At 65.3% G+C, this 24,286-nt stretch carries 2 protein-coding genes; both read right to left on the minus strand.

The features are described 5' to 3' along the window. The gene (locus tag ACP7CZ_RS00745; protein ID WP_294363370.1) at window positions 1–11,328 is read right to left on the minus strand and encodes a non-ribosomal peptide synthetase; all 11,328 of its coding nucleotides are present in this window, start codon (window positions 11,326–11,328) and stop codon (window positions 1–3) included. Beyond that, entirely contained in the window at window positions 11,325–24,236 is a 12,912-nt protein-coding gene (locus ACP7CZ_RS00750; RefSeq protein ID WP_294363372.1) for a non-ribosomal peptide synthetase, read from the minus strand. Before ACP7CZ_RS00750 ends, ACP7CZ_RS00745 begins: the two co-directional genes overlap by 4 nt. Window positions 24,237–24,286: the final 50 nt, after the last annotated feature.

The following is a 24,286-nucleotide window of genomic DNA, read 5'->3' on the forward strand; positions in this document are numbered from 1 at the left end:
TCAAGACACCACCTCCCCAACCCCAACAACTTCCAACCACCACCTGGCCAACCCCAAAACATTCGGCGCCTTGAGCAACGTAAAGTGATTCCCCCCGCCATACCAAACCTCCAACCCACCGCCCTGCCCTCGCCAGCCTTCGATCATCACCCCCTGCTCACGCTGGTTCCCCGCCGAATCCAACGCCGGGTCCTGCGCTAACACCAGGCGCACCACCCCGTCATACCGCCCTTGCGGCTGATACACCGTGCGCAACGCCGCCGCGTAAGTGCGCGCCGGCCCATCCATCGCCTCCAGCGCCGCACGCGCCGGCAACAACCCCACGCTCACCATCCCCCCATGCAACGCTTGTCGCTGCGCCACCTCATCGCGCCCGGCAAAGTCCACAGGATCAATCCCCAGCGACTTCCCAGCCGCCAACTGCATCGCCTCGATCAACCGCAACAACGCCGCCGTCGAGGTATATGCCTTGCCCGCACGCCCCGGCGACTCGCTGTCGATCACCGTCAACGACCCCACCTCACGCCCCATTGCCTGCAAGCGCAGCGCCATTTCCAGTGCCACCCAGCCGCCGAACGAATGCCCCACCAGATGCACTGGCCCTTCGGGGCACTCCTGTTCCAGCGCCGCCAGGTAACACTGGGCCGCCGCTTCCACCTGGCTATGGGGCACCGCCTCGCCATCCAGCCCCCGCGGCTGCAAGCCATACAGCGGCCAGTCGCGCCCCAGCGCTTCGCTCAAACCCACAAAGCCGGTGACGCTGTCTCCCGCGCCTGGCACGCAGAACACCGGCGCATAACCGGCGCGCCCGCTCTGGATACGCAGCAAGGATGAGTGCGCCGCGCAACTCACCGGAGTACTCGCCGCCAGCGCTCGGCTCATGGCCTGGCCAAGGCTCTGGATATGCGGCGCCTGCATCATGCTCTGGTGATCCCCCGGCACCTGCACCTGGCGCAGTTGCCCAGGCGCCAGGGCGGTGTCCCAACCCAGCGCGGCACTGCGCCGCGACAGTTCGGTGGGCCGCTGCTCGGCGCTGAACAGGTGCACCGGAATCGGCAGCGGGAACAGGCTGTAGTGGGCCAGGGCATGCCCATGCCCGACTTCCCGTTGCAAAAAGCTCAGCAGGTCGGCGTCCGTCGCCGCTGCCATTTGCGCGTATAGCAAACCTTGATCGCGACAGCGTTGCAGCAGAGCCGCAAAGTCCAGCTGTCCAAGGCCTGCCTCCAGTTGTTCCAGGTTCGCCAGCTCATCCACACCTCCCTGTGCCTTCCAATAGGCCGTGCACTGCAACAACAAATGCCGCTTGAGGGCATCCGGCCCGCTCCAGCGTGACTTGCCCTGGTCGGTCATGCGCGGCACGTAGCTGTCGATCAAGCCCAGAAACGCCACGGCCTCATCCTGCCCCAGCAACTGCATGGCAACTTCATAGGCCAGCACACCCCCAAAGGACCACCCCGCCAGCCGGTAAGGACCGTGGGGCTGGATCTGGCGAATCAGCCCGACCATGCGCGCGGCCAGGCCTTCCATGCTGTCCAGATGCGCCTCGCCCAGGGCCATGCCCGGCAGGCCATAAATCGGGTAATCGCCAGGCAGGTGCTGGCCCAGCGCCGGGAAGTACACGTCCATGCCACTGAACTCATGCACCAGGAATAACGGTGCCTGCGCCCCGCGGCTACGCACTGTGATCACCGCCGCCTCAGGCAGCACATCGTCACCGCGCAGGCGCAGCAGCGCCGCGACCGAGGCCACGCTGGCATGCTCGAACAGCTCGGCCAGCGACACCGGCAACCCGGCCTCGTCCAGCCGATGGACCAGGCGAATCGCCAACAAGGAATGCCCGCCCAGTTCGAAGAAACTGTCATGGCGCCCCACCTGCTCAAGCTTCAATACCTCGGCCCACAGCTGGGCCAAGGTCTGCTCCAGTGCATCGACCGGTGCTTCAAATGTGCCGCTGGCCGAAGCGTCCCACGTCGGTACCGGCAAGGCTTTGCGATCGACCTTGCCATTGGCCGTCAACGGCAGTTGCTCAAGGATCACAAAGGCCGACGGCACCATGTAGGCCGGCAAATGCGCCTGCAGATAAGCACGCACCGGCTCGATGCCGACCGGCTCGCCCGCCCAGGTGAAATAGGCCACCAGGCGTTTGTCCCCCGGCACGTCTTCGCGGGCCAGCACCACCCCCTCGCGGATTCCGGAGAATGTCGCCAAGCGTGCTTCGATCTCACCCAGCTCAATGCGAAAGCCGCGGATCTTCACTTGATCGTCATTGCGCCCGATGCACTCCAGCATGCCGTCTGCGGTCCAGCGTCCGAGGTCGCCGGTGCGGTACAGCAAGGCGCCTGGGTTGAACGGGTTTTGCACGAACTTTTCCGCCGTCAACTCAGGGCGGTTCAGGTAGCCCTGGGCGACACCGTCGCCGCCGATGCAGATTTCGCCGGTCGCCCCCAGGGGCAGCAGGTGCAACTGCGCATCCAGCACGTAGACCTGCGTGTTGGAAATGGGTCGCCCTACCGGCACGCTGTCGGCTTGAGTGGCAATGGCGCGCACTTCAAAAGTGGTGGCGTAGGTGGTGGTCTCGGTCGGCCCGTAGCAATGCACCAGGCGCAGCCCCGGAGCCAGCCCCAGCAGGTTGCGGAACGCCGCCGGGTCGGCACGCTCGCCGCCGCACAGCAAAATACGCAAGCCGGCCAGGGCCTGGGGAATCAGTTGCACATACTGGTTGAACAGCGCCGTAGTGACGAACAGCACCGTCACGCCGTTGAGTGCCGCGCCGAACGCCAGCGGGTCGAGCAAGGTGGCGTGGTCGATCACCTGCACCTGACCGCCGTTGAGCAACGGCCCCCAGACGTCCATGGTGCTGGCATCGAAGGCCGGGTTCGAAGCGAAGGCCACTCGGTCATTGGGACTGAAATCGGCGTAGCCGTTGTTGAGCACCAGGCGCGTGATGCCACGGTGAGGCACCAATACGCCTTTGGGCATGCCGGTGGAGCCGGAGGTGTACATGATGTACGCCACGCTCTGCGAGGACTGCAGCAGGCCCGGATTGTGGTCGGGGTGTGAGTCAAGGGCCAGGGTGTCCAGGTCCAGGCGCTGCGCCGCGCTCTCCACGCTGCAGTCGCTACCGGTCAACAGCCAGGCCGCGCCGCTGTCTTGCAGCATGAAGCCCTGGCGTTCGGCCGGCGCGCTGATGTCCAACGGTACATAGGCGGCGGCGCATTTGAGAATCGCCAGTTGGCTGACCAGCAACGCCACCGAGCGTGGCAGCAGGATCGCCACGTTATCGCCGGGGCACACACCCAGGCCGAGCAGGTGATGGGCCAGGCGGTTGGCGCGGCGGTTGAGTTCGCCATAGCTTATCCGTTGTTCGCCGTGCAGCACCGCCACCGCGTCGGGGCGCGCCTGCGCCTGGGCTTCGAACACCTGCTGCACGCTGTGTTCACGTGGGAACGCACGAGCCGTAGCGTTGAAGCCCTCAAGCAGTTGCTGGCGTTCAGCCAGGGGCAGGATCGGCAAACCACTGAGGACGATGTCGCTGCGCTCTTCCAGTGCCTGCACCACCTGCACCAAGGCGTTATGCAGGTAGTCGCCCAAGCGTCGGGCCCCCTGCCCCATGGCCGTGAGGCTGAAACCTTCACCCAGGTCATCCACGCTCATCGACACGCCGTAGTGGGTGTGTTCCTCGGTCTTGAGCACCTCGATCCCCTGCCACGCCTCGGCCACGCCCCCGGCCTGGAGCGCACTGTGGCGGTAGTTGAACAGCACGCTGAACAACGGCGTGGCCATGGGTACGCCGCTGCAACGCTGGGCCAGCGCCAAGGGCGCGTGTTCATGGCTGAGCAGTTGGGTCAGGCGCCCATGGGTGGCACGCAGCGCGGTCAGTACCGAGTGTTCACCCAGGTCGACTCGCAGCGGCAAGGTATTGATAAACACACCCATGGCGCGCTCGGCACCTTCGCCGCCTTGCAGGCGACCGAGCATCACCGTGCCGAACACCACCTGTTCACGGGCGCAGACCGTGCCCAGCACATGGGCCCAGGCCAGGTGCATGAGGCTGGCGGCGCTGACTCCCGCTTGACGCGCCTGGTTGCGCAGGCGCCGACTCAACCCCAGGTCGAGACTCACCTTCACGCGCTCATCGGCACCCAGGTGCGGTACGTCGGTGGGTTCGTCGACCTCAGCGAGCATCTCGCGGAAAAACGGCTCGTGGTCCTCAGCGCCCAGACGAGTCTGGGCCACGTAGTTGCGGTACGGCACGGGCGCGGCCAAGGTGTCTTGCGTGCCCAACAGGAAGGCCTGCATTTCGTGTTGCAGGATGTCCAACGCAATGTGGTCCATCACCAGATGGTGGAACAGCAACGTCGCCACCACCCGCTGCGACTCCTCGGCATACACCAGGCGCATCAAAGGTGCCTGGGCGAGGTCCAGGCGTGGCGGCACCGAGCCGTTTTCAACACGTAATGAGGCGGTGCGCCATACCACCTGCACCGGCTCCTCCAGCCCGTCCCAGTGGAAGGATGAACGCAGGATGTCATGGCGCTGGATCACCGCCTGCAAGGCATGGGCAAAGGCGTCCAGGCGCAGGCGGCTGTCGAAGGCAAACTGCGCCTGCAGCACATAGGCATCGTCACCTTGCACGGCGCGATGCTGATACAGGATGCCGGCCTGCAAGGGTGCCAGCGGGTAAATATCCTGCACATTCGCCGCACCGCCGGGGATGCTGGCAACGATGCGCTCGATGGCAGCGGGGTCCAGGGTGATCAGCGCAAGCATGTCCGGCGTAATCCGGGTGCAATCGGCCGCAATGCGATTGGCCGGCACCGTCACTTCACGCCCACCGCCCAAGGCCGCAGCCAGGGCGGACAAGGTCGGTTGGCCGAACAGCACTTTCACATCCGCCGACAAGCCCAGGCGGCGCATGCGCCCGATCAGGCTGACTGCCAGCAATGAGTGGCCACCCAATTCAAAGAAATTGTCATGCCGACCCACGCGCTCCACGCTGAGCAATTCGGCCCACAGTGCGGCCAGGGTGATTTCCGTATCACCCACGGGCGCTTCATAGTCGCGCACGCTCAACGCGTCCAGGCCCGGCGCCGGCAGTGCCTTGCGGTCGAGCTTGCCGTTGGGGCTCAGCGGCAGCGCCTGAAGGTGCATAAAGCTCGTCGGCAGCATGAATTCCGGCAGGTGTTGCAGCAGGTGGGCGCGCAGGCTTTCGACGTCGCTCGGCACGCCGGTGTAATAGGCGATCAGGCGCTGCTCGCGGGCAATCACGGCAGCTTCCTGCACCGCTGGATGCTCGGTCAGACGCGCCTGGATTTCCCCCAGTTCGATGCGCAGGCCACGAATCTTCACCTGGTCATCATTGCGCCCCAGGTACTCGAGAGTGCCGTCGGGCAAGTAGCGACCCACGTCACCGGTACGGTACATGCGCCCCGGGGTAAACGGGTCGTCGAGGAAGCGTTCGGCGGTCAGCTCAGGACGGTTGAGGTAACCCCGCGCCACCTGCACGCCGGCGATAAACAATTCACCGACCACCCCCAACGGCACCGGCTGCAACTGCTCGTCCAGTACATACAGGCGCGTATTGGCAATCGGCTTGCCGATGGGGGTGTTATCCGGCACCACGGCGCCTGCGCAGTCCCACGCGGTGACATCCACCGCCGCTTCGGTGGGGCCATACAGGTTGTACAAGCCAACCCCCGGCAATTGCTGTTTGAAGCGCCGTACCAGGCTGCCCGGCAGGGCTTCGCCACTGCACATCACCCGCACCAGCCCGGCGGCCTGGCTGACATCGCCGTGGGCCAGGAACACGTCAAGCATCGACGGCACAAAATGCAGCGTCGTGACCCCCTCGGCCTCGATCACCTGGCACAGGTAGTCAGGGTCTTTATGCCCACCAGGACGAGCCATGACCAGGCGTGCGCCGGTGAACAGCGGCCAGAAGAACTCCCACACCGACACGTCGAAGCTGAACGGGGTTTTCTGCAAGACCGTATCGCTGGCGGTCAACGCGTATTCGTCTTGCATCCACAGCAGGCGGTTGACCACTCCAGGGTGTTCGTTGATCACACCCTTGGGCTGGCCGGTGGAACCGGAGGTGTAGATCACGTAGGCCGCCACGCTGGCCGCCTGCGGGTTATGGGCGGGCTGATGCTGCCAGGTGGGCGAATCCAGGTTTACCACCGGCACCTCGCCCAGCAACCCGAGGGTGCTGGACTGGCCCAGCACTACCGTCGGCGCGCTGTCGTGGAGCATGTAGGCGATGCGTTCCAACGGGTAGGCCGGGTCCAGCGGCACATAGGCGGCGCCGGCCTTGAGGATCGCGTACAGGCCGATGACCATGTCCAGGCCACGCTCCACGCAGATCGCCACCCGCGCCTGGGGCTGCACACCCAGGGCTTGCAGGTGATGGGCCAACTGGTTGGCGCGCGCGTTCAGTTCGGCATAGCTCAGTTGCTGCGCGCCCGCCTTCAGGGCAATGGCCTGGGGTGTACGCAGTACCTGGGCTTCAAACAGGCCGTGCAGGGTCTGGTCGAGGTTGTACTCAACGGCGGTGGCGTTGAAATCCACCAGCAGTTGCCGACGCTCGCGCGCATCCACCAGCGGCACCTGCGCCAGCACCGCCTGGTCATTATCGACCATGGCCTGCAACACGCGGGTGAAATAACCGACGTAACGCTGCATCGTCGATTCGTCAAACAGGGCCACGGCATATTCCAGCGCACCGAGGATGCTGCCCTGCACTTCCCCCAGGTTCAACGACAGGTCGAACTTGGCGAAATGGCTGTTCTCGACAATGCTCTCCAGGGCCAGGTCGCCCAGGGCCAGGGTCGGCGCGCTGCTGTCCTGCCAGCTCAGCAGGGTCTGAAACAGCGGGCTGTGGGCCAAGCTGCGCGGCGGCCGGGTGATTTCCACCACCTGCTCGAAGGGCAAGTCCTGATGGGCCTGGGCTTGCAGCGTCAGCGCCTTGACCCGCGCCATCAACGCCTCGGTGCTCAGCTCGCCCGAGGTGTCGATACGCAGCGCCAGGGTGTTGACGAACAGGCCAATCAGCCCTTCGACTTCGGTGCGCATGCGGTTGGCCACCGGCGTGCCGATCACCAACTCGGGCTGCCCGGACAAGCGCGCCAACAGCGAAGCCCAAGCGCTCATCAAGGTCATGTACAAGGTGGTGCCATGGCGTTGGCTCAAGGCCTTGAGCCCGGCGGTGAGGCGTTCATCCAGGCGCACTTCGACGCTGCTGCCAGCGTAGTCCTGCTGCGCCGGGCGCGGGCGGTCGGTGGGCAGGGTCAGCAACGCCGGCGCACCGGCCAACGCCTGTTGCCAGTAGCTGCTTTGGCGCTGCAGCACCTCGCCGCTCAGCCACAGGCGTTGCCACACGGCAAAGTCGGCGTACTGGATCGGCAAGGGCGGCAGCGGGTCGGCGTGGCCGTGGCTGAAAGCCTGGTACAGCGCCATCAGCTCGCGGGTCAGCACGCCCATGGACCAGCCGTCAGAGACGATATGGTGCAGGGTCAGCAACAGCACATGGTGATCATCGGCCATCACCACCAGGCGCCCGCGCAGCAACGGGCCGCGCTCAAGGTCGAACGGTGCCGAAGCTTCGCCGTGGATCAGCGCGTCCAGGGCCTGTTGCGGCTGCGGATGGCGACGCAGGTCCTGCACTTGCAGCGGCAATACCTCTTCGGCCGGCACGACCAGCACCTGGGCCTGGTCACCCTGCTGGGCAAAGCGGCTGCGCAGGGTTTCATGCCGCGCCACAATGCGCGCCAGGGCCCGTTGCAACGCTTGCACATGCAACTGCCCGCGCAACCGCAAGCCGATGGGAATGTTGTAGGCGGTGTTGGCTCCTTCCATCAAGGCCAGGAACCACAGGCGTTGCTGGGCGAAGGACAGCGGCACGTCCTCATCACGGTTGGCCGGCAAGATATCCGGCAAGGTGCTGCGACCGGCCTGGGCCAGTACCTCGGCGACCGCCGCCAGTTCGGCGTTGGCAAACAGGTCGCCCAGCGCCAACTCGACGCCCAGCCGCTGGCGCACCTGGGACACCATGCGCATGGCCAGTAGCGAATGCCCACCCAGCTCAAAGAAATGGTCATAGCGCCCCACGCGCTGCACCTGCAACACCTCGGCCCAGATCTGCGCCAGCACGGTTTCGATTTCGCCCAGGGGCGCGGCGTACTCGCGGGTAAAGACGGCGGCCATGTCCGGCGCCGGCAGGGCCTTGCGGTCAAGCTTGCCATTGGCCGTCAGTGGCAGTGCGTCGAGTTTCATGAACGCGACGGGCACCATGTAGTCCGGCAGATGCGCCACCAGGTGGGCGCGAATCTGGGCCACCGTCAGCGGGTCCAGTTGTGGGTTTTCGGTGAAGTAGGCCACCAGCCGTTCTTCACGCACCACCGCCACCGCTTCCAGAATCCCGGGCAACTGGTTGAGCTGGGTTTCGATTTCGCCCAGTTCGATGCGCACGCCACGGATTTTCACCTGGTCATCGTTGCGCCCCAGGTAATCGAGTGTGCCGTCCGGCAGCCAGCGCACCAGGTCGCCGGTGCGGTACATGCGTCCTTCGTTGAACGGGTCGCGCACAAAGCGCTCGGCAGTCAGTTCCGGGCGGTTGAGGTAACCGCGTGCCACGCCCTTGCCGCCCACGTACAACTCCCCCGCCACCCCCAGCGGCACCGGACGCTGGTGTGGGTCGAGCACGTAGACCTTGGCATTGGCCATGGGCTTGCCGATATGCAACGGCTGGCCCGCCTCGACCTTGCCGGAAGTGGCCACCACCGTGGCTTCGGTGGGGCCGTAGTTGTTGACCAGCTCAAAGCGCTGCGCCCGCCCGAACTGGCGCAGGCGGTCGCCACCGACCAGCAAGGTGCGCAAGGTCGGGTGCTCGATGTTCTGACTGAAGGCGTATTCCGCCACCGGCGTCGGCAGAAAGCTCACGTCCAGTGGCTGCGCGCACCACCAGGCCAGCAGTGCGTCGATATCTTCGCCGCCCTCATGGGCCGGTGGCAGGTGCAAGGTGGCGCCCACACACAGCGCCGGCCACACTTCCCAGGCCATCGCGTCAAAGCCGAAACCGGCAACACTGGCGGTATGCCGCCCGGCGCGCAGGTCGAAGGCGCTGCAATGCCAGTCCACCAGGTTGGCGACGCTGTGGTGTTCCACCATCACCCCCTTGGGCAAGCCAGTGGAGCCGGAGGTGTAGATCACATAGGCGAGATTCGTCGGGCCGACGGCGATTGTGGGGTTGCTCGCCGAATGGTGCTGCCAGGTGAAGCGGTCCAGGTTGATCACCGGCACTTCCAGCACCGGCAGGCGCGTCAGCAACGCATGCTGGGTGAGTACCGCCACCGGCGCGCTGTCGCTGAGCAAATAGTGGAGGCGCTCGGCCGGGTGGGACGGGTCCACCGGCACATAACCGGCGCCGGCCTTGAGAATCGCCAGCAACCCGGCCAGGGTGTCGAGGCCGCGCCGCGCGACAATGGCCACGCGGTCGTCGGGCTTGACCCCCAGCGCCAGCAGATGATGCGCCAGCAGGTTGGCTTGCTGGTTCAATTCGGCGTAAGTCAGTTGCCGGCCCTGATGCACAGCGGCAATCGCGTGCGGCGTGAGCGCGGCCTGGGCTTCGACGCGGCCATGCAGGGTGGTGCCTTGGGGGAAAACGGTCTGGGTGGTGTTGAACTGTTCCAGCAGCAAGCGCTGTTCGGCGGCGGGCACCACCGAGAGTTGATCAAGCGCGGTATGGGGGGCCTGCTCCAGTGCGCTCACCAGGTTTTCCAGCGCGGTGTGCAGGTAGGCGCAGACGCGCTGAGGGTCAACCAGGGTGCTGGCCAGCAAACTCAGGCCGAAGCCCTCACCCAGGTCGTCCACGCTCAGGGTCAGCGGGTAGTTGGTGCGCTCCTCGGCGCGCAGTGCGGTGATACCGTGCCAGGCCGACACCGCCTCGGCGCTGGCGGCGGGCGCGCTGTGGCGATAGTTGAGCAGCGCGCTGAACAGCGGCGTCGGCGCGAGCACGCCACTGCAACGCTGGGCCAGGGCCAACGCCGCGTGCTCATGGCGCAGCAAGGTGGTCAGACGTGCGTGGGTGGCCTTGACTGCGGTGCGTACGTCCTGGGCGTCTACGTCCACGCGAAACGGCAAGGTATTGATGAAAATGCCCAGGGCGCGGTCGGTGTCATGGCTGCCCTGCATGCGCCCCATCAATACGGTGCCGAACACCACCTGGGCTTTGCCGGCCAACACCCCCAGCACCTGGGCCCAACCCAGGTGAAACAGGCTGGCGGCGCTCACGCCCAGTTGGCGCGCCTGCCCGCGCAAGCGCTGGGCCAGTGCCGGCGCCAATGGCAGGCTGACTTCAGCGATACCCCGCGCATCACCTTGCACGTCCTGCAAACCGAACGGCAAGGTGGGCTCGCTGATATCGCCGAGCATCTGCCGGAAGAAACGTTCGTGCTCCTGCTCACTGATCCCCAACCGCGCCTGCGCCACATAGTTGCGAAACGGTACGGTCTGGCCCAGGGTCGCGCCTTGGCCCAACAGGCACGCTTGCATTTCGTGGCACACCACGTCCAGGGCGCTGTGGTCGAGCGCCATGTGATGGAACAACAGGGTGGCGACGATGCGCTGGTTGGCCGGGTCTTCAGCGCGCACCAGGCGCAGCAACGGCGCCTGGGTGACGTCGAGGCGATAGTGGCGGGCATCAAACAGGTCGTGCAGTTGCGCGGCGATATCGCCATCGGCCGGGTCCAGCATCAAGGCTTGCACCGGCAGGCGTGCCTGGCGCCACACCACTTGCGAGGGTTGCGTCAGGCCATCCCAGACCACCCCGGTACGCAGGATGTCGTGACGGTCCATCACCCGTTGCAGCGCCTGGGCAAACGCATCGAAACGCGCAAGGTTGTCAAAGGCGAACTGCGACTGCATCACATAGGGGTCACCCTGCTCGGCACTGACATGGTGGAACAGGATGCCTTCCTGCAACGGCGCCAACGGGTAGATGTCCTGAATATTCGCCACGCCGCCCTGCACCGTGGCGACAATACGCTCGATCTCGTCCTGGCTCAGGGTCGACAGGGTCAGCATGTCGGGGGTGATGCGCTCGGCATTGGCCGGGATGCCATTGGCCGGCACCTGCACCTCACCGGCCTTGGTCGCGGTGTATTCACCGGCCTTGATCAGCTCGATCAGCGCCGGCTTGTGTTCACGCAAGGCGGCCAAGATCGACGGGTCGCTCAAGGCTTGCTTGTTGCCGTTCACCGACAACTGCTCGCCCTTGAGCGCCAGTTGCACATCCTTGGTTTTCAGGGTTGCCAGCAGCTCGAGGATGTTCACAGGACGATCTCCATTCGTTCGGTCATTGCGGCGTAGCCGGCCAGGGTCGGTTGTTCGAACAAGCCCCGCACATCGGCTTCCATGCCTTCCTGGCGCAGGCGCCCGATCAAGCTCACGGCCAGCAGCGAGTGCCCGCCCAGTTCAAAGAAGTTGTCGTGGCGCCCTACCCGTTCCACCTTGAGCAGCTCGGCCCAGAGCTGGGCCAGGAGGATCTCGGTGTCGCCTTCGGGCGCCGCGTACTCACGTACCTGCAAGGCGTCCATACCGGGTGCAGGCAGGGCCTTGCGGTCGAGCTTGCCGTTGGGGCTCAGGGGCAAGGCGTCCAGGTGCATGAACAGCGCCGGCACCATAAAGTCAGGCAGGTGCTGCAACAGTTGGGCGCGCAGGCTTTCGATATCGGTGGGCGCGCCGGTGTAATACGCGACCAGGCGCTGGTCACGGGCGACGACCACGGCGTCCTTGACCGCCGGATGCTCGATCAAGCGCGCCTGGATTTCCCCCAGTTCGATGCGCAGGCCACGGATCTTCACCTGATCGTCGTTGCGCCCCAGGTACTCGAGCGTGCCGTCGGGCAAGTAGCGGCCCAGGTCACCGGTGCGGTACATGCGCCCGGGGGTGAACGGGTCGTCGAGGAAGCGCTCGGCGGTCAGCTCAGGACGGTTCAGGTAACCCCGCGCCACTTGCACGCCGGCGATGAACAGCTCACCGACCACGCCCAGCGGCACCGGCTGTAACTGCCCATCGAGTACATACAGGCGGGTGTTGGCAATCGGCTTGCCGATCGGGGTGTTGTCCGGCACCTCGGGCCGTGCGCAGTTCCAGGCCGTCACGTCCACTGCCGCCTCAGTGGGGCCATACAGGTTGTACAAACCAATCCCCGGCAACTGCTGCTTGAAACGCCGCACCAGGCTGCCCGGCAAGGCCTCGCCGCTGCACATCACCCGCACCAACCCCGCCGCCTGGCTGACATCGCCGTGGGCCAGGAATACATCGAGCATCGACGGCACAAAGTGCAGGGTCGTGATCTGCTCCGCCGCGATCACCTCGCACAGGTACGCCGGGTCCTTGTGCCCTTCAGGGCGCGCCATCACCAGACGCGCGCCGGTGAACAGCGGCCAGAAGAACTCCCACACCGACACGTCGAAGCTGAACGGGGTTTTCTGCAACACCGCATCGTGAGCCTTGAGGCTATAGGCGTCCTGCATCCACAACAAGCGGTTGACCACCCCCGCATGTTCGTTGATCACGCCCTTGGGTTGGCCGGTGGAACCGGAGGTGTAGATCACATAAGCCGCGTGTTGGGCAATGAGGTCCGGTACTTGCGGGTTGATGGCGGGTTGGTGTTGCCAGGTGCTGTGGTCGAGGTCGACTACCGCCACGTCCCCCAGCAGGCTGCGGGTGGCGCTTTGGGCCAGCACCACCACCGGCGCGCTGTCGTGCAGCATGTAGGCGATGCGCTCTGGCGGGTACGCCGGGTCCAGCGGCACATAGGCACCGCCGGCCTTGAGGATGGCGAACAAACCGACGACCATGTCCAGGCCGCGCTCGACGCAGATGCCCACCCGTGCATCCGGGCGCACACCGCTGTCACGCAGGTGATGGGCCAGGCGGTTGGCGCGTTCATTGAGTTGCTGGTAGCTCAAGGTGTGCTCGCCGGCCTTCACCGCCACTGCCTGCGGGGTACGTACAACCTGGGCTTCAAACAGCCCGTGCAGGGTCTGGTCGAGGTTGTAGTTCACCTCGGTGGCGTTGAACTGCACCAGCAGTTGTTGCCGCTCTTGCAGCCCCAGCACCGGCAGGCGGTTCAGCGCCTGGTGCGGTGCCTGCTCAAGAGCCTCGACCAGGCCGCTCAACGCGTTATGCATATAGCCGCACACCCGTTGCGCATCCATCTGGGCCAGGGCGGTGAATGCATAGCCGTCGCCCAGGTCATCCACGTTCAAGGTCAGCGGGTAATTGGTGCGCCCGTCATTGACCAAGGTCTGCATGCCTTCCCATGCCAACTGCGCATCCGCCGAGCGGGTGGCGGCGCCGCGATGGCGATAGTTGAGCATCGAGCTGAACAAGGGCGCCGGGGCCGCTACGCCACTGCAACGCTGGGCCAACGCCAGGGAGGCGTGTTCATGGCCGAGCAATTCGGTCAGCCGCGCATGGGTGGCCCGCACGGCGGCGCGGGCGCCCTGGTCGTCGATATCCAGGCGCAGCGGCAAGGTGTTGATAAACACGCCCAGAGCGCGGTCGGCTCCCTCGCCGCCTTGCAGACGGCCCACCAGTACCGTGCCGAACACCACCGTATGGCGCGCCGATACCGCGGCCAGCACCTGCGCCCAGGCCAGATGGAACAGGCTGGCAGCGCTGACCCCCAGCAGCCGTGCCTGGCTGCGCAGGCGGCGGTTGAGCTGGCTGTCCAGTTGCAGGGTGTGTTCGTCGATGGCATTGCCGTCGCCGCGCACGTCCTGCCAGCCGAACGGCAACGTCGGTTCGTCGACATCGCCCAGCATCTGGCGGAAGAACTGCTCATGCTCCTGTTCGCTGACACCCAAACGGGCCTGGGCCACATAGTTGCGATACGGCATTGGCGCGGCGGTGGGCGCTGCGTGGCCCAACAGGTGGCCCTGCATTTCGCGCAACACCACGTCGAAGGCGGTGTGGTCCAACACGATATGATGATAGAGCAACACCGCCACCACGCGCTGGTTGGCCGGGTCCTGGGCGTACATCAGGCGGATCAGCGGCGCCTGGCTGATCTCCAGGCGATACCGCCGCGCATCAAACCGCTCGTGCAGGCCGGCGAGTACGTCACCTTCCAGTTGCAGTTCCTGCACGCACAACTGCGCCTGGCGCCACACCACTTGCAGCGGTTGCGCCAGGCCCTCCCACACCACCCCGGTGCGCAGGATGTCGTGGCGGTCGATCACCTGTTGCAGTGCGCGCATAAAGGCCTGCAGGCGCTCCACACCGTCAAACGCCAGGTGTGATTGCAGCAGGTAAGGATCGCCCTGCGCCGCCGTGAGGTAGTGATAGAAAATCCCTTCCTGCAACGGCGCCAGCGGGTAGATGTCCTGCACGTTGGCAGCGCCGCCAGGCACCTGGGCCACCACCTGGTTGATCGCCGACTGGTCGAGGTCCACCAGGGCCAGCATGTCCGGGGTGATGCGCTGGCAACCGGCACTGATGCGATTGGCCGGCACCTGCACTTCGCGGCCACTGCCGACAGCGGCGGCCAGCGCGGCCAGGGTTGGCTGGCTGAATAGCACGCGCACATCGGCGCTGAGGCCGGCTTGGCGCATGCGCTCGATGAGGCTGACGGCCAGCAATGAATGGCCGCCCAGTTCGAAGAAGTGGTCATGGCGACCCACTTGCTCCACCTGCAACACCTCGGCCCACAGCCGCGCCAGGGTGGTTTCGACGTCACCCTGGGGGGCTTGGTATTCACGGCTGAGCAAGGCGCACTGGTCTGGCTCTGGCAATGCCTTGCGGTCCAGTTTGCCGTTGGCGGTCAGGGGCAACTGATCAACCCGCATGTAGGCGACCGGCACCAGCGCCTCGGGAAGTTGGGCCTGCAGGTGCGCACGCAAGGTCTCGATCTGCAGCGGGCGCTGTTCGGTGAACCAGGCCAACAGGCGGCCTTCGCGCACCAGCACCACGGCCTCGCGGATGCCGTCCAGTGCCGCCAGGCGGCTTTCGATTTCACCCAGTTCCACCCGCACGCCGCGCAGTTTTACCTGGTCGTCGTTACGGCCCAGGTACTCAAGGTTGCCATCGGGCAGCCAACGCACCAGATCACCGGTGCGGTACATCTGCCCTGGGTTGAACGGGTCTTGCAGGAAGCGCTCGGCCGTCAGCTCGGGACGGTTCAGGTAACCCCGCGCCACGCCGCTGCCGCCCACATAAAGTTCACCGGCCACACCCACCGGTACCGGACGCAGGTGCGCATCCAGCACGTAGCTGGTGGCATTAGCGATGGGCCGGCCGATATGCAACACCTGCCCGGCCCGCACGCGGCCGGAGGTGGCAACCACCGTGGCTTCGGTGGGGCCGTAGTTGTTGACCACCGCAAAGCGCCGCTCCTGGGTGAACTGACGCAGGCGGTCACCGCCGATCAGCAGGATGCGCAAGGTGGGGTGCTGCTGGGGCAGGCTGAACGCGTACTCGGCCACCGGGGTGGGCAGGAAACTCACGTCCAACGGCTGTGCCAGCCACCAGGCCAGCAGTTCATCGATGTTTTCGTTGCCGATGTCGGCGGGTGGCAGGTGCAGGGTCGCGCCGACGCACAGGGCCGGCCAGACTTCCCAGGCCATGGCATCAAACCCCATGCCGGCCACGCTGCTGGTGTGGCTCACCGCTGTCAGACCAAAGGCCTCACAGTGCCAATGCACCAGGTTCTCCACGGTGCGGTGTTCCACCATCACGCCCTTGGGCAGGCCGGTGGAGCCGGAGGTGTAGATCACATACGCCAGGTGCGCGGGCGTCAGGGCGGGCAGTTGCGGATTGCTGACGGCGTGGCGCTGCCAACCGGGGTCCTGCAGATCGACCACGGCGACGGGCCCCAGCAGCTCCCGCGTGCTGGTCTCGGCCAGCACCGCCACGGGCGCGCTGTCTTGCAACAAGTAGGCGATACGCTCGGCGGGGTACGCCGGGTCGATCGGCACATAGCCCGCGCCAGCCTTGAGAATGCCCAACAGCCCCACCAGCATCTGCGGGCCGCGACGGCAACACAATGCCACGCGGTCATCGGCTTGCACGCCGAGTTCCAGCAAGTGATGAGCCAACTGGTTGGCCCGTTGATTGAGCTGCTGATACGTCAGCGCCTCGCTGCCTTGCTGCACGGCAATGCGATGGGGCTGGCGCTCGGCCTGCACCTCAAACGCACCGTGGACCGTCTGGCCACGGGGGAAGTCGTGGGCAGTGGCGTTGAACTCGCGCAGCACCGTGTCGCGCTCTGCGGCGGGCAGAATCGGTAACTGGCGCAGCGCGCGGTGGGGCGCCGTCTCAAGGGTGGCAACCAGTTGCTCCACGGCGCTGAGCATGTAGTCGCACAGGCGCTGCGCGCCGATTTGCGGCACGGCCAGCACGCTCAGGCCAAAGCCTGCGCCCAGGTCATCCACGCTCAGGGTCAGCGGATAGTTGCTGCGTTCTTCACCGCCCAGCAGTTGCACGCCTTCCCAGATGCCGTGGCCGTCGCGGGCCATTTCGCCTGGGTTGCTGTGGCGGTAATTGAGCAAGGCGCTGAACAACGGCGTGCTGGTCGGCACACCGCTGCAACGCTGGGCCAGGGCCAGTGACGCATGCTCATGCCCGAGCAAGGCGCTCAAGCGTGCATGGGTGGCTTTGACCGCCTGCGCTGCGCCGGCTGCAATATCGACCCGCAGCGGCAAGGTGTTGATAAACATCCCCAGCGCACGGTCTGCGCCCTCGCCGGCTTGCATACGGCCCATCAGCACCGTGCCGAATACCACCTCGTCGCGGCCCGAGACCAGGCCCAACACCTGGGCCCAGGCCAGGTGCATCAGGCTGGCGGCGCTGACCCCCAGTTGGCGCGCCTGCTGGCGTACGCGCTGGGCCAGGCCCGCTTCCAGGTGCACCTCGGCTTCTTCGATTGCACGACCATCGCCCTGCACATCCTGCAGGCCAAACGGCAAGGTGGGCTCGTCGACCTCGGCGAGCATGTCGCGGAAAAACTGCTCATGCTGCGCCACACTGACGCCCAGTCGCGCCTGGGCCACATAGTTGCGAAACGGCGCGGCGGCGGGCAAATCCTGGGCCTGGTTGAACATAAAGGCACGCATTTCCTGGCCGACCACTTCCATGGCGGTGTGGTCCAGCGCCAGGTGATGGAACAGCAGGATCGCCGCGACCCGGTTGTGCGCCGGGTCCTGGGCATAGACCATGCGCAGCAAGGGCGCCTGGGTAATGTCCAGGCGGTAGTGACGCGCATCGAAACGCTCATGCAGTTGCGCCATCACGTCGCCGTGTGCCGGGTCGAGCATCACCTCGTGCACCCCCAAATGGGCGGTGCGCCACACCACTTGCACCGGGCTTTCGAGCCCTTCCCACACCACAGCGGTACGCAGAATGTCGTGGCGCGCCACCACCTGTTGCAGCGCGCCCATAAAACCGTGCAGGCGCTCGGCAGTGTCAAAGGCCATGCGCGATTGCAGCAGGTACGGGTCGCCCTGCTCGGCGCTGATGTGGTGGTAGAGAATGCCTTCCTGTAGCGGCGCCAGCGGGTAGATATCCTGGATATTCGCTGCACCACCCGGCACGCTGGCGATAATCCGCGCGATGGCCTGCGGGGTGAGTTGCACCAGGCTCAGCATCGACGGTGTGATCTGTATGCAGCCGGTGGGGATGCCATTGGCCGGCACCACGATTTCTCTGCCGCTGCCCACGGCTGCCGCCAGCGCGGCCAGGCTTGGCTGGCTGAACAACACGCGCACATCGGCGCTCAGGCCCACCTGGCGCATGCGTTCGATCAGGCTGACCGCCAGCAACGAATGCCCGCCCAATTCGAAGAAGTGATCATGGCGCCCCACGCGTTCAAGCTTGAGCACGTCCTGCCAGATCTGCGCCAGCAGGCTTTCCACCTCGCCTTGTGGGGCTTCGTAGCCACGGCTGATCAAGGCAGCCTGGTCGGGTACCGGCAATGCCTTGCGGTCGAGCTTGCCGTTGGCGGTGAGCGGCAACTGCGCCAGCCACACATAAGCCGAAGGCACCATGTAATCGGGCAACCGGCCTTGCACATGAGCTCGCAGGGTTGCGATATCCAACGTTGCGTCGGCGGTGTAATAGGCCACTAACCGTTTGTGGCCAGGCTCGTCTTCGCGAACCGATACCACAACGTCCCTGATCCCGGCACAGGCACACAGGCACGCTTCGATTTCACCGGGTTCGATACGAAAGCCACGAATCTTCACCTGCAGGTCATTGCGCCCCAGATACATCAAATTGCCGTCGGCTCGCCAGCAGGCCAGATCACCGCTGCGGTAGAGTTGGCCATCGCCGAATGGGTTCGGGACGAATTTTTCCGCGCTCAGCTGAGGCAGATTCAAGTAGCCTTTCGCAACGCCCGCACCGCCGATATAGAGCTCGCCGGTCACACCCACGGGCAGCGGTTGCTGGCGCGCGTCCAGTACATAGGCCTGAGCGTTGGCAATCGGTCGACCAATCGGAATAGCGCCCTCGCCAAGGGTAGTGATCTCAAACGTGGTGGAGAACGTGGTGGCTTCGGTCGGGCCATACCCATTCAGCAGATGCTGGGGTTTGCCGAGCTTGAGTACCCGGCCAATCACCTGAGGGTCAAGCACGTCGCCGCCGACGATCAGGTAGCGCAATTGGCGGAACACCGGCATCAACGCATCGGCGTACTGATGAAATAGCCCGGCGGTCATCCATAACACGCTGACCGCCTGTTCCCGCAACAGCTCGGCGAACGCGGCTTGGGATAACAACTGCACCTGCTCGACCACCACCACACAACCGCCATTGAGCAACGGCGCCCACACCTCGAGGGTGCTGGCGTCAAATGCCGGGTTGGAAGCAAAGGCCACCCGGTCGTGGGCATTGAATTCGGCAAAACCGTTGTTAAGCACCAGCCGCGAGATAGCGAGGTGGGGCACTTGCACGCCCTTGGGCGTCCCGGTGGAGCCGGAGGTATAGAGGATGTAGGCAACGCTCTGCGCGGATTGGGCCGGGTCGGGGTTAGCGGGCGACTGCGTGTCCAGATCCAACTGCGCCAGGTCGTCCAGCACATGGCGTGCGCCGCTGTCTTTGACGATGAAGGCCTGGCGTTCGACAGGCGCGTTGACGTCCAGCGGCACATACACCGCAGCGCACTTGAGGATCGCCAGTTGGCAGACCAGCAGATCCAGGCAACGCGGCAAGGCAATCGCCACGCTTTCGCCGGGCTGCACCCCCTGGCTGATCAGATGATGGGCCAGGCGGTTGGCACGGCGATTGAGGTCACGGTAGCTCAGTGACAGCTCGCCCTGCACCGCCGCCGACGCTTCAGGGCGGGCCAGCGCCTGGGCTTCAAACAGTTGCGAGACAGTAAGTTGCGAGGGGTATTGCCGGGCGGTGGCGTTGAAACCTACCAGCACTTGATGACGCTCGGAAGGCGGCAGGATCGACACCGCCTGCAGCGGCGTGGTCGGCGCATGTTGCAGCGCGCTCACCACATGGCGCAACGCGGTGAGCATGTACTCACCCACGCGTTGCACATCCAGGTGCGCGACGCCTTGCACCGTCAGCGCAAAGCCACTCCCCAGGTCATCAACGTTGAGCACCAGCGGATAGTTGCTACGTTCTTCGGAGCTGAGAATCTCGATACCGGAAGCGGCAAAGGGGTTGTCCCCCGGCGCTTCATCGGCTGCGCTGTGCCGGTAGTTGAGCAAGGTGCTGAACAGCGGCAGCGAGCCCGGCACGCCACTGCAACGCTGGGCCAGGGACAACGAGGCATGTTCGTGCCCGAGCAGTTGCGCCAGGCGCGCATGGGTGGCGCGCACGCCGGCCTGCACGCCGACGCTGCCAACGCTGACCCGCAGCGGCAAGGTATTGATAAACATCCCCAGCGCCCGGTCCGCGCCCTCGCCGCCCTGCATACGGCCCAGCAACACGGTGCCGAATACCACCTCCTGCTGGCCAGACACCTGGCCCAGCACCTGGGCCCAGGCCAGGTGTACCAGGCTCGCGGTGCTCACGCCCAGTTGCCGCGCCTGTTCGCGCAAGCCCAGGTTGAGCGCAGGCTCCAGCGGCAGGCGCGCTTCATGGATGCCGCTGCCGTCACCGTTCACGTCCTGCAAGCCGAAGGCCAGGGTCGGCTCGTCGATGTCGCCCAGCATCTGGCTGAAGAAGGCTTCATGCTGGGCCTGGGTGACACCGAGGCGGGCCTGGGCCACGTAGTTGCGATACTGCACCGCGTCAGGCAGTTGTGCGCTGTGGCCATGCAGGCTGGCACTCATCTCTTTGACCAGCACGTGCAGGGCCGTGTGGTCGAGGAGGATATGGTGCAGCAGCAAAATGCCGACCAAGCCGTGGCTGTCCTGCGCATACGCCAGGCGCATCAGCGAGGCGCGTGACAGGTCCAGGCGATAGTGGCGTGGGTCGAAACGCTGTTGCAGATGCTCCAGTGCATCACTGCCCAGCGCATCCAGGCGTTCGATCACCAAGGGTGCCTGGCGTAACACCACTTGCACCGGCTCTTCCAGGCCCTCCCAGAGGATGGCGGTGCGCAGAATATCGTTGCGCTCGATCACCGTGTGCAGCGCGTTGACAAACCCGTCGACGGCGCCCTGGTCGTGAAACCGCAACTGCACCTGCAACACGTAGGGGTCGCCCTCGGTGGTCGCCAGGTGGTGGTAGAGAATGCCGGCCTGCAGCGGCGCCAGGCCGTAGATGTCCTGCACGTTGGCAACGCCACCGGGCACGGCCTCAAGGATATGGTCGATAGCGGCCTGATCCAGCTCGACCAGGGGCAGCATGTCCGGGGTTATGGCCTGCGTGTCTGCTTGAATAAGGTTGGCCGGCACCTGCACGGTCTGCTGGCCGCCCACCGCCGCAGCGAGCGCCGCCAAGGTCGGTTGACCGAACAGCACGCGCACATCGGCGCTGAGGTCGACCTGGCGCATGCGTTCGATCAGCTTGACCGCCAGCAGCGAATGGCCGCCGAGTTCGAAGAAATTGTCCTCACGACCGACACGGTCGACGTTGAGCAGGTCTTGCCAGAGCATGGCGAGGGTGGTTTCCACCGCCCCCTGGGGCGCCGCATACTCGCGCCGGGCCACGGCGTCGGCATCGGGTGCGGGCAAGGCCTTGCGGTCGAGTTTGCCGTTGGTAGTCAACGGCAGCGTATCCAGGCGCACGAAGGCGCTGGGCACCATGTGTTCGGCCAGGCTCAGCAGTAGATGGTCACGCAGGGCGGCCACGTTGAGTTCGCCATCGCTGATCACATAGGCCACCAGGCGTTTGTCGCCCGGCTGATCTTCACGGGCGATCACCACCGCATCGCGCACGCCGCTGGCAGTGGCCAGGTGCGCCTGGATTTCACCCAGTTCGATACGGAAACCACGGATCTTGACCTGGTCATCGTTACGCCCCAGGTACTCAACACTGCCGTCGGCCAGCAGGCGGCCGAGGTCGCCGGTCTTGTACATGCGCAAGCCGGTGGCCGGGTCGGCAAGGAAGCGTTCGGCATTCAGCGCCTGGCGGTTGAGGTAACCACGCGCCACCCCGGCACCGCCCACGTACAACTCGCCCACCACACCCAGGGGCAAGGGCTCATGGCGCTCATCCAGCACGTACAACTGCAAATCGGGAATACGCACGCCAATCGGGCTCACGCCGACCAAGTGCGCGTCGGCCGCTTCCAGCGCACGGTAGGTCACATGCACGGTGGTTTCAGTGATGCCGTACATGTTCACCAGTTGCGTACCGGCATTCACTGCCCGTGCGTACCACGGCTTGAGCATGCCCGGTTCCAGGGCTTCGCCGCCGAAAATCACTTGGCGCAAGGAATGGGACTGGGCACTGTTGCCCTGGGCCGCGATCAACTGGCGGAACGCGCTCGGCGTCTGGTTGAGGATGCTCACCCGGGCGTCGCACAACAGCGCGTAGCACTCATCCGGCGAGCGGCTGACCAGTTGCGGCACGATCAGCAACTGGCCGCCGTGCATCAGCGCGCCCCAGATTTCCCACACGGAAAAGTCGAACGCGAAGGAATGGAACAGCGCCCACACATCGTGCGGGTTGAACCCGAACCAGTGGTGGGTGGCGCTGAACAGGCGTGCGACCTGGCGATGCTCGATCATCACGCCCTTGGGCTGGCCAGTGGAGCCGGAGGTGTAGATGACGTAGGCCAGGTTGGCCGGGCTCAGGTGCAGCCCAGGGTTGGTGATGGGCAACGGGCCCAGGTGGTCCAGGTCGATCCGGGCCAGTGCGCCGGCCCGCTGCGCCGTGTTTGCCTGCACCAGCACCACCACCGGCTGGCTGTCGGCCAGGGTGTAGGCGATGCGTTCCTGGGGATAGGCCGGGTCGATGGGCACATAGCCCGCACCGGCCTTGAGAATGCCAAGCAGGCCGATGATCATCTGCGGGCCACGCTCCACGCAAATGGCCACGCGCGCGTCGGGGCACACACCGTGGGCCAGGAGCGCGTGGGCGACCTGGTTGGCGCGTTCGTTGAGTTGGCGGTAGGTCAGGGCGTGGTGCTCGAAGCGCAACGCAATGGCATCGGGCTGGGCAGCGGCGTGGGTTTCGACTTGCTGGTGGATCAGTTGGGTGTCGGCGTAATGCGTGGAGCAATGATTCAAAGTGTGCAGCAAATGGTGGCGTTCAGCGTCAGGCAGGATGTTCAGGCCGCAGAGCGGCATATCCGGTCGTTGTTCAAGGGCGTCGGCCAGGCTTTGCAAGGCCGTATGCAGATAACCCGCAACCCGCTGCGCGCCAATGGACGCATCGACCATCACGGTCAGGGCGAAGTCTTCACCCAGGTCATCGACGTTCAGCGTCAGCGGGTAATTGGTGCGCTCCTCGGCGCCCAACACCTGGATGCCGTCGGCGACTTTGATCACCGCCGCCATGTCGGTGGCAGCGCTGTGACGGTAGTTGAGTATCGCGCTGAACAGCGGCGTAGGCGCCGCCACGCCGCTGCACCGTTGTGCCAGCGCCAGGGACGCATGTTCGTGATCGAGCAAGCGCGTGAGGCGCTCATGGGTGACCTTGACCGCAGCGCGCACGCCCTGCTCACCCACATCCACCCGCAGTGGCAAGGTGTTGATGAACATGCCTAAGGCCCGTTCACCGCCCTCGCCTGCGCCCATGCGCCCGAGCATCACGGTGCCAAATACCACCGCCTCCCGCCCCGAAACCGCACTCAGCACTCGCACCAAGGCCAGGTGCATCAGGCTCGCCACACTCACCCCCAGCGGGCGCGCCATGCTGCGCAGGCGGCGGCTCAGAGCGCTGTCGACGGGGATGCGCACTTCGTCGATCCCTTGGCCATCACCCTGCACATCTTGCAGGCCGAACGGCAGCGTCGGTTCATCGATATCCGCCAGCATGTCGCGGAAGAACGCCTCATGGACCTGCTCGCTGACGCCATGGCGCACCTGGGCGATATAGCTGCGAAACGCTATCGGTGCAGGGGCCTGGGCTTGCTGCCCGGCCAGGTACAGCTGGATTTCATGCCGAACGCCATCCAGGGCCGTGTGATCAAGGATGGTGTGGTGGAACAGCAACATCGCCACCACCCGCTGGTTGGCCGGGTCGTCAGCGAATACCAGGCGCAGCAGCGGCGCCTGGCCCAGGTCCATGCGATAAGCGCGGGCATCATAGCGAGCGAGCAATTGAGCGAGGCGGTCAGCACCGTCCAGAGGCACCTCTTCGCAGGCCAGCACAGCCTTGCGCCACACCACTTGCAGCGGCTCGTCCAGGCACTCCCAGGCCATGGAGGTGCGCAGGATGTCGTGACGGTCGATGACCCATTGCAACGCCTCGGCAAAGGCCTCAAGGCGTGCACGGCTGTCGAACACGAACTGCGCGTGCAGCACGTAAGGGTCACCCTTCTGCGCCGAAAGATGGTGATAAAGCATGCCTTCCTGGAGCGGCGCCAGGGGGTAGATATCCTGCACATTCGCCGCACCGCCTGGGACCGCCGCGACGATGCGGTCGATGGCCGGCTGGTCGAGGTTGACCAGGGCCAGCATGTCCGGTGTGATGCGGTAGGCCGGGCTCAACCAGTCACCGCCATGTTCGGCGACCAACTGCAACAGCTGGGGTTTGTGCGCGATCAATTGATCCCAGAGCGCGTCGTCCAACGCTTCGTCATCGCCCAGGACGATCAGGTCGCCCTCTTCGGTCTGCAGACGGATCGCGTGGGTGGAGATCGCTGCCAGTAAGTCGCTGAACTGCATGGGTAACCTGCCTGATAATTCACGGTTGACGAGAATGTCCGTATTCAGTT

The sequence above is a fragment of the Pseudomonas sp. DWP2-2 genome, from assembly GCF_049897065.1.
In the GTDB taxonomy this organism is placed as follows: Bacteria; Pseudomonadota; Gammaproteobacteria; order Pseudomonadales; family Pseudomonadaceae; genus Aquipseudomonas; species Aquipseudomonas paracarnis.